Source organism: Bilifractor sp. LCP21S3_F8 (assembly GCF_052117805.1).
Lineage (GTDB): Bacteria > Bacillota > Clostridia > Lachnospirales > Lachnospiraceae > Bilifractor.
The window spans coordinates 1-11,204 of record NZ_JBQKIK010000045.1 but is presented as its reverse complement, the minus strand read 5'-3'; the positions used below and the strand labels follow the sequence as shown (position 1 = coordinate 11,204).

Annotated in this window: 12 protein-coding genes and 4 pseudogenes; 5 read left to right on the top strand and 11 right to left on the bottom strand. The window is 47.4% G+C overall.

Translation table 11 applies throughout. The annotated features are described in order from the left end of the window. Window positions 1-363 precede the first annotated feature (363 nt). Together ACTQ3A_RS13540 and ACTQ3A_RS13535 are read right to left on the bottom strand one after the other, a co-directional pair. Window positions 364-1,800 (bottom strand): MFS transporter, encoded by a 1,437-nt coding sequence (locus ACTQ3A_RS13540; RefSeq protein WP_441495343.1) that lies wholly within the window; start codon window positions 1,798-1,800, stop codon window positions 364-366. 49 nt (window positions 1,801-1,849) lie between these two features. Beyond that, a complete protein-coding gene (locus ACTQ3A_RS13535; RefSeq protein ID WP_441495156.1) occupies window positions 1,850-3,025 on the bottom strand; it encodes a glycoside hydrolase family 5 protein in 1,176 nt (391 codons plus the stop codon). Window positions 3,026-3,313: 288 nt separating this feature from the next. Here ACTQ3A_RS13535 and ACTQ3A_RS13530 point away from each other — a divergent pair, with 288 nt between their 5' ends. Beyond that, window positions 3,314-4,252 carry an AraC family transcriptional regulator gene (locus tag ACTQ3A_RS13530; RefSeq protein WP_441495155.1) on the top strand — a complete coding sequence of 313 codons (939 nt, stop codon included), beginning with the start codon at window positions 3,314-3,316 and terminating at the stop codon, window positions 4,250-4,252. 128 nt (window positions 4,253-4,380) lie between these two features. Further along, window positions 4,381-5,403, top strand: a complete 1,023-nt coding sequence (locus ACTQ3A_RS13525; RefSeq protein WP_441495154.1) for a DMT family transporter — start codon at window positions 4,381-4,383, stop codon at window positions 5,401-5,403. On the opposite strand, the gene ACTQ3A_RS13520 is transcribed toward ACTQ3A_RS13525, so the two are convergent. Continuing rightward, window positions 5,388-5,867, bottom strand: coding sequence for a low molecular weight protein-tyrosine-phosphatase (locus tag ACTQ3A_RS13520; protein WP_441495153.1), 480 nt, complete (start codon window positions 5,865-5,867; stop codon window positions 5,388-5,390). The genes ACTQ3A_RS13525 and ACTQ3A_RS13520 overlap by 16 nt on opposite strands. Before the next feature lie 209 nt (window positions 5,868-6,076). After that, window positions 6,077-6,247, bottom strand: a complete 171-nt coding sequence (locus ACTQ3A_RS13515; RefSeq protein WP_441495152.1) for a hypothetical protein — start codon at window positions 6,245-6,247, stop codon at window positions 6,077-6,079. 307 nt (window positions 6,248-6,554) lie between these two features. Here ACTQ3A_RS13515 and ACTQ3A_RS13510 point away from each other — a divergent pair, with 307 nt between their 5' ends. Then, on the top strand, window positions 6,555-6,920 hold the full coding sequence (locus tag ACTQ3A_RS13510) for a type II toxin-antitoxin system RelE/ParE family toxin (protein WP_441098814.1): 366 nt from the start codon (window positions 6,555-6,557) through the stop codon (window positions 6,918-6,920). Between the two features lie 5 nt (window positions 6,921-6,925). Continuing rightward, on the top strand, window positions 6,926-7,231 hold the full coding sequence (locus tag ACTQ3A_RS13505) for a helix-turn-helix domain-containing protein (RefSeq protein WP_441098815.1): 306 nt from the start codon (window positions 6,926-6,928) through the stop codon (window positions 7,229-7,231). A 6-nt stretch (window positions 7,232-7,237) separates the two neighbouring features. Here ACTQ3A_RS13505 and ACTQ3A_RS13500 read toward each other — a convergent pair whose 3' ends face one another. The 7 genes and pseudogenes from ACTQ3A_RS13500 to ACTQ3A_RS13470 form a co-directional block, all read right to left on the bottom strand. Next, window positions 7,238-7,327 (bottom strand): HNH endonuclease, encoded by a 90-nt coding sequence (locus ACTQ3A_RS13500; RefSeq protein ID WP_441474026.1) that lies wholly within the window; start codon window positions 7,325-7,327, stop codon window positions 7,238-7,240. Between the two features lie 156 nt (window positions 7,328-7,483). After that, window positions 7,484-7,681 (bottom strand): annotated as a pseudogene (locus ACTQ3A_RS13495) (DNA topoisomerase III); the annotation flags it as partial. A gap of 82 nt (window positions 7,682-7,763) precedes the next feature. Continuing rightward, the gene (rd, locus tag ACTQ3A_RS13490) at window positions 7,764-7,979 is read right to left on the bottom strand and encodes a rubredoxin (RefSeq protein WP_441495159.1); all 216 of its coding nucleotides are present in this window, start codon (window positions 7,977-7,979) and stop codon (window positions 7,764-7,766) included. Continuing rightward, window positions 7,974-9,155, bottom strand: a pseudogene (locus ACTQ3A_RS13485) (flavodoxin domain-containing protein); the annotation flags it as partial. The pseudogene ACTQ3A_RS13485 and the gene rd, both read right to left, overlap by 6 nt. 272 nt (window positions 9,156-9,427) lie before the next feature. Then, a pseudogene (locus ACTQ3A_RS13480) lies at window positions 9,428-9,595 on the bottom strand (phage tail tape measure protein); the annotation flags it as partial. Between the two features lie 98 nt (window positions 9,596-9,693). Further along, window positions 9,694-9,885 (bottom strand): helix-turn-helix domain-containing protein, encoded by a 192-nt coding sequence (locus ACTQ3A_RS13475; RefSeq protein ID WP_441495342.1) that lies wholly within the window; start codon window positions 9,883-9,885, stop codon window positions 9,694-9,696. A gap of 84 nt (window positions 9,886-9,969) precedes the next feature. Then, window positions 9,970-10,077, bottom strand: a pseudogene (locus ACTQ3A_RS13470) (hypothetical protein); the annotation flags it as partial. 414 nt (window positions 10,078-10,491) lie between these two features. Between ACTQ3A_RS13470 and ACTQ3A_RS13465 the strand changes: the two are divergent. Beyond that, a complete protein-coding gene (locus tag ACTQ3A_RS13465) occupies window positions 10,492-10,806 on the top strand; it encodes an ArsR/SmtB family transcription factor (RefSeq protein ID WP_441495151.1) in 315 nt (104 codons plus the stop codon). Window positions 10,807-11,204: the final 398 nt, after the last annotated feature.

Sequence of the window (11,204 nt, the reverse complement as noted above, 5' to 3'; positions counted from 1 at the left end):
GTATACACGAAATAAGGAGGTAGTATAATGGGTTTTCAGAATACAGGCTATATCTATTGTGGTGCTCCGCCTGCGGGGCATGGGGGTTTACTGTATAAGCTCTTCGAAAACACAGACAGGATCGTCACGCGCGAAGCGTGTGTAAGAGACTGCATGCGATTTCGAAGGCAACAGGTATGAGCGTGAAGCCGTGTGAAACACGGCGAAAACGCGAATACCTGTAGGATTGCGGGAGTGCGAAGCACGGAGCAATCCCACAGGGGCCTGCATCGTCCGTCTGTCGCAGCGTCCGCGCATATTCGGATTCCGCGCCCTCGCACTTCATCCTTATGCCTGTTATCTTCGGAATCGCATCCAGCCGCATTAATCATTCATATGCTTTCCGGCCGCAAGATCTGAAGCAATTTTATCATATTTTTTGTCCAGATCAAAAAGAAGGATGCAGATCAGCGACACAATGGATGTGATCACTGGAATCCAGATGAAAGATGTCCTGATTGAAGTAACCGCAGATGCCGTCTGACTTGCGAGAGAAGCGTCAAATTTTCCTGCTCCAAGAATCCATCCAAGTGCAGCTGTACCCACACCGGACCCGATCTTCATACAGAAGGAAGAAGCCGCATTTCCCATGCCGGCAATGTTGAAGCCCTGTTTCCACTCTCCGAATGTGATCGCGTCCTGCAGCATCCCGAACATGGTACCTCCCATGAAACCAAATCCGATGCCCTTTATCGCAGAAAGCGCAACGACCGCAGCTACATTGCTGCCGACAAATCCGGTAAGAGCAAATCCAAGCAGAGCGACGCCAGATCCGATCATTGCAGTATTTCTTTTTCCAAGCTTTTTCATGAAAACAGGAGTGATAAATAAAGTCGCGATCTGCGCTATTGACAGTGCGTTAGAAACCGGCGAATAGTAGGCTGTGTTGCCAAGCACATACTGTGCAAAATAGACGCCGGATCCAAAAAATGTCGACATCATGAAGTATGTAGAAAAGATGTTGATGACGAGAAGCACCCAGTACTTATTTGTCACCAGCGCAAGAATACCTTTTCCGAAGGATATTTTCTGAATTTCCTTCGTCTCGTCATCTGTCTCAAAGGAATCCACCCGCTCATGTGTCACTGCAAGCTGAAAGATTGTAAGCGCGCAGAAAATCACCATCAGCACAGCAGTTGTCAATGTCCATCCTCTCTGGCTGTACTGATCTCCCCCACCGAAGGCAGCTGTCATCTTCAGTGTAAATGTATTTATTGTCATCGTACCGGCTGTCGCCAGAAGGTTCCGGAATGTGCCAAGCAGACCTCTCTCATAGGAATTGGTAGTCATCAGGCCCTGCATTGTCGCATAAGGCACATTTATGCCGGTATAAAAAATCGTAGATACCAGATTATAGGTCAGGAACATATACGCCAGCTGCGCTCCGGACGCCCAGGAAGACGGAACGGTAAACATCAGCACCTGACAGACAGCAAGCGGAATAAACAGCCGCTTGATCCATGGCTTCGCCTTGCCAAGCTTTGTATGTGTGTGATCGATGATGTATCCCATGACCAGATCCGAAATGCCGTCAAAAAATTTACTGATGGCAATGATGCTTGCAGCAGCTGCCGCACTTGCCCCGACAACATTTGTGTAATAGACAAGCAGAAATGCGCTGATCGCGGAATAAACCAGGTTTCCCGCGTAATCCCCAATTCCATAACCAAATCTTTCCATAAAAGAAAGCTTTACATTTGCATCCTTCACCGCAGTTGCGGTATGAATTCTCTTCTTCATATCTGTTTCCTCTTTTTCCATAATTTCTTCAACCCGCTGCCAGCGTATTATTTTCTGTATTCTGATTACGTCAGTGCTTTACCGGAAACCATCCGAAATCAATACATCTTCCAAGGTCCCAGGAATCCCATCCGATCCAGCCGGCTGTGTTTACCGTATCTGTAAGAAGCTTGTAATTCCAGTAAAAGTATCCGCTTCCATTCTCCCATGCAGCCAGCTGTGCCTCTGCGATTGGCCGGTAAATATCTCTTTTCTGCTCCGCTGTGAATACTTCGCTGCTTCCGCTTCCGGCTTCGTCTCCGTTCAGTACGGACTGACCGCCGTGCGTATCCGTTCCCGTCGCAAGAGAATTAAACAGACACCACTCCCCGCATATAACATCCACATACTGCTGCACTTCTTTCATATCTGCGGCGAAATGATTTTTGATATAGTCCAGATATCCATCCGTTGTCTGCGGACAGCCGCACATCTCCGCCATCATCAGGTACTGATGCGTATCAAGCGCTACATGTTCGAGTTCCTCTCCTGCGAAAAAATCCTTCCAGCGATGAATATCAAATCCATCATGAAAGAGGACAATTTTATCCTCATCTGCATGCTTCCGGATCCTTCTGTATGCCTCCCGGTAAAAATCATACAGGAACTCCCAGCTGACCGGCGCGTTTTCTTCTGCCATCTTCGGATCCACGGGAGGATAACGTTTGGAGACATCTAATATCTTATATATCTCCGGTGTCGCCGGTTCATTCAACGGTTCAATTCCCCATAACCCCGGCCTTTTCCCGTAGCGCTCCGCAAGACGTTCAATCACCGAAAGCTCAAATTCAACTTCATCCGGCTCTGTCGCCCATTTACATACCCCACAGATTCCTCCATTGTCAGACCCATTCTGCGAATCGGGCGCAGTGTGAAGATCCAGCAGTATCTTTAGTCCGTACTTCTCAGCCCAATTGAAAGCATGATCAAGCTCTGTCACACATCCGATGAACGGTTTCCTGTCCCCAAAAACAAAGTATGGAACCGGAATCCGCACGGTATTCATACCCCACGAAGCGATCGTGACAAAATCGCGCTCTGTAATATATTCGCTTCTGTGGATTTGAATTCTCGCCTGATAAACCTCCGGACTCAGCTGTCTTGGAAGATAATACTCATCCTCTGCTGTCGTCCCGTCAAACAGATGAGGATTCATCCATTTTTCCAGGACCAGCCAGTTGCCCAGATTCACACCTCTGATCTTCATACCTTTTCCTCCTCATAGGACAATCACTTTTTATCGGGTAAGGATGTCTTAAACTCACGCTGTCTTCTCAACTGCATCTATAATACTTCCGGAAATAAGAACCTCACAGATATATTTCTGTGTAAAAAACAGGTCGATTTTGACTTTTATGATGGTTGAAAATCCCCCCGATCAGACTTTCAGCAAACCCGATGGGAATCATTGAAGGAAAGTACCGGACGTGATATTCTCAAAGAAATGGTATAGCAGAGCTTCCTTGTGTCTGTGAGCTGAAAGGAACGTGTAGAAATGAAAAATCTGTCTGTCACCCATGAAATCGTGCATACTAATCCGAACCGGGATGTCCTGTTTGAAATCTTTCACGATTCCTATGACATTGCCGAACGCCACTGGCACAATTCCGTGGAAATGATCTATATTACAAGAGGAACGCTTTTTGTCACACAAAATGATCATGAGACGCGTCTGGATGAGGGGGATTGCATCATCATCAACTCCTGTGTCATACACTCAACGAACGGAAGTCTCGGCAACGACTCCATCCTTGTTCAGTTCCCGACTGCGTTTCTCAGCCGCTACATCCCGGATTTTGATCACTGCTATTTTGATCTTGAAACGCACAATTCCGATCCCAGGCACCAGACAAAACTTCTGCAGATCAAAACCGTTCTGGAGAATATGGCTGTCGTCGAGGATATTCAGCCCGAAGGCGGATTTCTCCGCTTCAACAGTCTCCTGTTTGAGCTCCTGTATGAGCTGTACCATAATTTTCGTGTGCCTGTGGCACCAACGGTTCTACCTGCCTCAGCGAAAATGCTGGAAGCCCTCACTCCGGTCATCGATTATACTCACGATCACTACATGGAACCAATCTCCATCGACAGGGTTTCTTCCATCGCTCACCTTCAGCCGGAGTACTTCTGCCGGAAGTTCAGGCGTCTGATGGGGCAGACTTATCTCGAATATCTGAATGATGTACGCTTGTCTTATGTTTATGAGGATCTGATTCACACCAATTTACGCCTTTACGAAATCCTCGATAAACACGGATTTACAAACTACAAGCTCTTCCGCCGTCTTTTTCGGGAAAAATTCAGCTGCACGCCGGGAGAACTGAGAAAAAAGAACGCCGCGAACGGAATAACCGCCCGCGGCAGAGAACATATCCAGCCGCAAATGTTCGATCTTCATTGCAACGATGATCAGCGCACGGTTCGCGGCCTTTAAGTTGTGAGTTGTGATTTACACCTGAGATGAAAGATACGCGCTCAGAAAAGACAGCTGAAAAGAGAACTCCGCTCCTCTTTGTTTATGCTAACATTGGAAAACGGAAAATCAACGAGGAGGATTCGGTTGTGAAAAAATCTGCGGCAGCTTATCTTGGTCTTGTCTTCGCATTTGTAATATGGGGAAGTCTCTATGTTGTCAGCTCGATAGTCTTGCGGTATGTGCCGACCTTTGCTGTCATGTTCTGCCGTTTTGCGAATGCCTTCGTAACGCTGAGCATCATTCTGAAAGCAGAAACCCGGAGGTCTCACCACGAATCCATCGATGGCCAGAAAACAAACTTTACAGCACCTGAAGGGGATTCCCGGGAGCGGAAAACAAACCTTGCGGCACCTGAAAGGGATTCCCGGGAGCGGAAAACAAGACTTGACAGAAGGGGATGGAAATATGTCCTGCTGATGGGCGTGCTGGGTTACGCGGTCGGTGCCGGCATTCAGCTGATTGGAACAAAGTACGCCGGCTCCTCTATGGCATCACTGATCAACTCGCTCAACCCGGTCACCATTTCCATCATGGCCATACCGATCCTTCATGAAAAATTGACGTCAAACAAAATCACAGGCATCCTCATGGCGGTATTCGGCGTATATCTCATCCTTGGTACCGGCGGCAGCTTCAACCTTCCCGGAACTCTGATGTCGATCCTTTCCGTTCTGCTCTGGTCCCTCGTCTCCGTGCTCACCCGTCAGGGACTGTCGGAATATAACCCGCTCGTTGTCACACGAAGCGCCATCGGCATAGCGGCAGTCTGTGACTTCATCTTTGCGGTAATTGAGCACTTCATCACCCATTCCCCGATTCAGATCAACGCAGGAGTTATCACCGGTCTCCTGTATATGGGAATATTCTGTACCGGAATCGCATACATTCTCTGGAATCAGGGACTTGCGGCGCTTCCGGCAAGCAACTGCTCGGCGCTCTATCCGATCCAGCCCCTGACTTCCACCGTCATGGGTGTGATCTTTTTCCATGAGACTGTCGGTCTCTCCTTCGCTGCCGGTGCTGCCTTCATCGTTATCGGTGTCCTGCTGTGCCTGCTGGGCGGCATGCTCTTCAGCCGCCGGAAACGGGCTGATCAGGACGGAGCCTGACCCGGTGTAGGTCCCGCAAGATGCTCCAGAAGACCGATGCATCCCTCCGTGATTTCCGAAACGCAGAGATCAAATTTTCTGGTATACCATGGATCGTCGATCCGCTTGTCCGGCTGACCCGCATACTCCATCAGATAATGCACCTTATTCTCCGGATCGTCTCCGAGAATGCGTCTCATATAATAAGCATTCTCTTCATCCATTCCGATAATGAGATCGTACTTCGAATAATCCGATTTCTGAAGCCTCCTTGCCCGGTGATTTCCAATCGGAACCCCGCTCTGCCGGAGCGCATGCTCCATCGGCGGATACACAGGGCTCCCGATTTCCTCCGTCGAGGTTGCAGCGGAATCCACCAGAAAACGATCCTCGATCTTTCTTATATTAATTATGTTCTGAAAAATGTACTGTGCAGCTACCGAACGGCAGATGTTGCCGTGGCAAACAAAAAGTATTCTTATCATAGAAAATATCCTTTCTCAGATTCCGCAAAGTGCCGTATTCTGCGCTCCTTTGCAGGGTTCTCTCTTCTCTTTCAAATGTACACCATGAGCCGAAAATTCCGGTAGTAAGGCCCCAGGCGGCAGGATGTGACATACTGCGGACATTCAAGATCCGTTTCCCCAGAGGGAAAAATGCCGGCCTGGCAAATGTACATTTTTTATCTGTTTTTTCAGTTTACCATGATACCGGAGACGACAAAAGACCCGGGAAGCATTTGCACAATCGCATCTATCTTCTTTCCTGCAGTCTGAATCTCCTGTCCGGCAACGGAGCCGAAGTTCTGATATTCTTTCGTCAGACTTTCCAGCTGCTGTTCGGTATCCGCGATTTCATTCCTCAAAAGTCCGCTGCCGCATTCGGATTCTCCGCTTTAAACATGCCGTTTCCGATGTCATTCCGCAGGACAGCCGGCGCATAAAATACCGCAGGAAGTGCCAAAACACGGCATTTCTGCGGTAAATTTCACATTTTTCTTATGTACGGTTGCCCTACACCCCCCTCCCTTGAATTTTGCGGTTTTTCACGCGAGAGGGGGCGGTTTCCGAGCCGTGGCTCACAGGAATTCAGACCTTCCCCGCCATCTATTCATATCCTCTTGACGCTTGAACGCATTTTTGCTATCATATTCTTGAACGAAAGGAGCTTACATGTACAACATTGAATTCTATGAAGATTCTAATGGTTACTCGCAGCTCTGGGAGTTTCTTGATGACCTGCAAAAGAAAGCCGGCAAAAATAAAGATGCCAGAATACAGCATCAGCAGATATCTTTTTACATTGAGCTTCTGCAGGAGAATGGCACAAGGCTTGGAACAAATATAACGAAACATCTTGTCGAGGACATCTGGGAACTGCGTCCCGGCAACAACAGGGTTTTCTATTTCTATTTTGAAAACAATACCTTTGTTCTACTTCACCAGTTCCGCAAGAAATCCCAAAAGACTCCCCAACGTGAGATCAATCAGGCTCTTGCCGAAAGAGACGACTGGAAATCACGGCATGAAAAGAGGTGAATGCTATGGCAACATGGAACGATTATAAAAAACACGTGCGTGAATCAAATCCCGAAATCGGCAGGGATATTGATGAAGTCGAAGAAAGAGCTAAGATTGTCAGCGCCATGATTGACCAGCGCCATAATCTAAACCTTTCTCAGCGTGACCTTGCAGAGATGTGCGGTCTTCCACACTCATCCGTTGCCAGGATTGAATCAGGAAAATCTTCTCCAAACCTGACAACGCTGCTTAAAATATTTGATACACTCGGTCTTACACTCACTGTCCAGACTGATCCGCACAGAAGAATGTCATCAATTACAAAATAACAAATTTCAGTACCTGTACACCGGATGGGAATCCTCCCGTCCGGTTTTTTTATCGTGGCACCGCTTGCACAGCGCTCTCCAGTTGTTTCTGTCCATTGTCAGCCCTCCTCGTCCAGTCTCCGGATCAGATATTCCGGATCAATCTCTGTCAGAACCCCAAACCACTGCGAATGGAAGAACCGCAGCACCTCGGCCTGTTCTCTTTTGTTCCTGGCTTTCTTAGCTGCTCTGTAATCCGATACTGCCTGAAGAATACAGGCATAAAAAAAGCCGGGTGGCGTTCATTCCGACGATCCAGTCGGCACGCTCCCGGCAAAGGGCTGCTTCATATAAGTTGTCATAAGCGGTTCCGGGTTTCAAATCCCGGAAACCTTCCCGGATGGCCGCGTCCTCCATGCTGGAGATCCACAGTCTTTCAAACGATTTTTTACAGTGACACTGATTATAAACTTGGGATCCGCCAGATATTGTTCCGGAAGGTCTGGGAAGACTTTGGTCTCCAGAACCGTGATCTTACATTCATGCTGCATATTTAACCCATTTTCTCGAACATGTCTTTGCTCACACCGCAGATCGGGCAGCACCAGTCATCAGGCAGATCCTCAAATGCAGTTCTGGGTGCGATGCCGCTGTCAGGATCACCCTTCTCCGGATCATAAATATAACCGCAGGGACCGCACTGATATTTGGCCGGCTTGCCATCGCTGCTGTCCGTTGTCTCCGCAGTCTCCTCCTGCTTACCGAGCAGCGATGTAACAAGGGCGGGAATCCCGGCAAAATCACTGTCTTCCGGGTTCCACTGGCAACGGATGTTTTCTTCTATAACTTCGAAGCCTGCTTCGGCCAGCTTCGCCTGCAGGAGTTTTACGCTCTCGCCGCTCCAACCATAACAGCCAAACGCAGCAGCTTTCTTGTTCTTGAACTTGAGCTGCTTCAGAAATTCCAGCCAGCCCGCAACAGAGGACAGGTAACTGTTCGACACCGTGGGCGAACCAACCGCGATGGCTCGGGATTTGAATACTTCGGTCATGACCTCATTTTTATCTGCCTTGGAGATATTAAAAACCTTCACGACGGTTTCCGGACTCTGACGGTGGATCTCCTCCGCGATCTTATGCGCGATCTTCGTGGTGCCCTCCCACATAGTATCATAAGCAATAGTGACCTGGTCCTCCTGATACGCATCTGCCCACGCGGCATATTTCTCAACGATTTGCAGCGGATTTTCACGCCAGATCGCGCCATGAGAAGGTGCGATCATATCAAAGGTCAGATTAAAACCGGTGATCTCCGCCAGCTTTTTCGTCAGGATCGGTGCAAACGGATTGAGAATGTTGGCGAAATACTTCATGGCTTCTTTGTTCAGCAGGCACTGATCCGCCTTGTCGTTGAATAGTTCTTCTACAGCATAATGCTGGCCAAAGGCATCATTAGAGAACAGGATGTTGTCTCCTGTCATGAAGGTCGCCATGGAATCCGGCCAATGAAGCATGCGCATCTCTACAAAGACGAGCTTCTTGCCGTTACCAATATCCACGCTGTCGCCGGTTTTTACCACATGGAAGTTCCAGCCGCGCTTACCATACTGTCCCTCAATGCTTTTAACGGCATTTGCAGTGCAGTAGATGGGCGTGTCCGGGATCTCCTCCATGAGAGCCGTCAAAGAACCGGAGTGGTCACACTCGCCATGATTTGCCACAATAAAATCGATCTTATGAAGGTCGATCTCTTTCTTCAGATTGTCCACAAAATCAAAACGGTGAGGCGTCCATACAGTATCGATCAGGACCGTCTTTTCCTCTTCGATCAAGTAAGCGTTCTGGCTGGAGCCGTTCATGATGGAATAGTCATCCCCATGGAAGCTTTCCAGTTCCCAGTCAATATAGCCGACCCAACTGACATTTCCTTTTACATGTTTTCTCATGTTTCTCCTCCTCAAAAGCACTTTTCTTTCCGTTCTTTCTTACATCGTTCAATATTACCGTAGCCATAACATAGTTCATTGTCACAGATGTCATTACGCATTCCGCATCCCGTCTGATTATTCCAGTGTCACAAGCAATGCCATCTTGAAGTGTTTTGTTGCCTTCTGATACAAGTATAGCGCTGTAATATCATTTTTTCTGTATCTAAAGATACACCACAAAAGATTATTTTGCGTATAATAAAAAAAACAAAGAGGATATTCTGCTTCTACGCCAGAAGATCGGCATTCCCCGGATCCATTTTGAGCAACTTGTTCACATCCTGGAGACTGCTCTGTGTGTTCCTGATCTGCTTATCGACCTTTTTCAAAGCCGTGGTGAGTTTTGTGGTATCGCCGTCTATTTCGATTGTGATTCCTTTAATACGAGAGCCAGCCATATTGGCGGTTTACCGCTTACGCTACGAGACCAATTTTTATAAAAAAGACCGACATGAAAATAGCGGCTCCCGGTTCAACGCCGGAGGCCGCTACATTATTATTCATTTATTTCCCAATGCCCATACCGCTTCCCACCGACACGTTCTATTCGACCGGCTTCTTTAAGAGCATTTATATACTTCTGTACAATCCGGCGTGTCACTCCTAAGTTTTCGCCTAACGCCTCCTGTGAAATATCAGGCTGTTCCTTCAATATTTCAATGATCCTAAGCACCATTGCATCGTCCAAAGCACCGTTTTTTTCCGTATTTTGGTGCTTTTGTGCTTTAGGCTGATCTATAAGGGCACTCTTAAGCGCCGGGAAATATACTCTGAGCCCTGTTCCAATTATTTCATATTTCGGAAGCTCTGCTCCTAACGCTGTGCATTCATCACAAATCTTTTGAATCCCCTGTCCCCAAGTTTCTATATATCCCGCTCTGTAAAAAACATTGGTACTGCCCGATAATCCTCTACCTTGCGCCCGCCTCGTTCCTCCTGCCGTAGCAAATGAATAAAATTTTTATCATGCGAAGTTTTGCCGGCTTATGCCGCGTTTTGCCTTATTTTATGCGGATTTCCGCGATTTCAGGTTTCATTGAAATCTGGCATAAACTGGCATCTCCTTGCATATCTTGGACTTCAAAGTTGATAAAATGTGGACCTGTGACAATCCTGTTACATCGAAACTTTTCAAAAAATTTATTCCGGCACTGTGACAGAGCTGTTACCGTAGCTGTGACAATCCTGTGACAGAAATCACTTTCAGTTTACTCTATTTCGCATAATTCTCTATCACTGCCATTTTGCGTATTTAGGTATTGACATATCGCGAATATTAGATATAATGTAAGCCATGGATAAAATTGAAATTTTCAAAGCACTATCAAATGAATCACGGCTCAGCATTATTGAGTGGTTGAAGGAACCGGAGAAAAATTTTCCGCCACAGGGAGGACATTTTGATGATGTGCTGGATCTGAAAGGCGGAGTGTGTGTTGGAAGCATCCGCGACAAAGCCGGGATATCACAGTCAACCGTTTCTCATTACCTTGATATGCTGCAAAAAGCAGGTCTTCTTCTTTCAGAAAGGCATGGAAAGTGGACCTATTACAGACGGAATGAAGAGACCCTCTCTGCGCTGTCGGACTACTTCAGTCACGAAATTTAAACTGTGTACAGATTAAACGGGATGAAGATCCCGTTTAATTCAGGACTTATATATCGACAATACGAGATATGTGAATATATAGAAATGAGGAGAATTTAAGATGCATTTTTCATGTGGAATTGTCAGACCGCCTTATGAGGCTGGCTCCTGTTTTTTACAGGTAACATCAGGTTGTTCGCACAACAAGTGCCGTTTCTGTACGTTTTACAAGGAAGCACCGTTTTCCGTATCTCCGGAGAGTGAGATACGGGAGGACCTTCAGGAGATCCGGGATTCCGGATGTTTTGTTGTATATTCCGACCGAGAAGACCAGTCTCCACGGTCGATTAGCCCATCCCTAACGGATGGATAGCCCACCTGTCACGGTGGAATAGCCCACCATTCACGGAAAGGAGCCC